Annotated in this window: 1 protein-coding gene; it reads right to left on the bottom strand. The window is 47.1% G+C overall.

What is annotated here, in order from left to right; genetic code table 11:
- Positions 1-607: transposase (locus tag ACWI_RS11160; RefSeq protein ID WP_139142359.1), on the bottom strand; the 607-nt coding region annotated here is incomplete at its 3' end.
- Between the last annotated feature and the right edge of the window lie 175 nt (positions 608-782).

Here is a 782-nt window from a genome sequence, read left to right as displayed (position 1 = left end):
AATGCTTATTATCCAGCATGAACTGAGCCCCGGTAATCCGCCGGGAAGCATCATCGATAAAAGCGATCAGATAGGTTTTGCGCTTTTTACCATTAAGAGTCAGATATGGGCCGTGGGAAACATCGGTCTGCCACAGGGTGTTGATATCAACATGGGCGAAACGGCGGCGATCCGACGTATCCGCCACTGATGGCTTTAACAGCTGATGTTTTTTCAGCAGTCGATACACCGTCGAATAGGAACAGTCGGAGCTGGTGAAGTGGCCTTCATGAATGAGCCACTCATGGAACAACTTCACCGATAAATGGATGTTTTCCGTTCGCAGCGTAAGGAGCAGTTTGGCCGATTCTGCCGGTAGCGCCCGGGATGAACCTTTGTCCGTCCGAACCTTGGGCTTGAGCGCATCAAAACCATGGCGCCGGTACAGCCGATGCCATTCCAGCAGGGTTTTGCGGTTGTAGGTGCGGATGCCATAATGGGGGACATCATGGGTTTTGGCACTGACCTCATCCAGATAAGCCGTGTGGTTTGTGACGGTATCCGTCAGTAACGGCGCAATCAGGCCATAGCGAAATAAAGCAATCAATTCTTTGTCTTTTTCAGTCATTGTAAAAAACCTCCGATTTTAATAAGATATGAGGTTTTAAGGATCCAGAAAACCAGGTAATCAGAGCATAACGGATCAATCGATAAAAGGCAAAGCAAAAGCTCTGTGGGATAAACATTTCTTCAAAAAAACGCGAAAGGATGGTACAATTAAAGTGCCATAAATCCTTTCTTAA

Source organism: Acetobacterium wieringae (assembly GCF_001766835.1).
GTDB lineage: Bacteria > Bacillota > Clostridia > Eubacteriales > Eubacteriaceae > Acetobacterium > Acetobacterium wieringae.
Note: the sequence above shows the minus strand (reverse complement) of the source record. Positions and strands in the feature narration are given on the sequence as shown.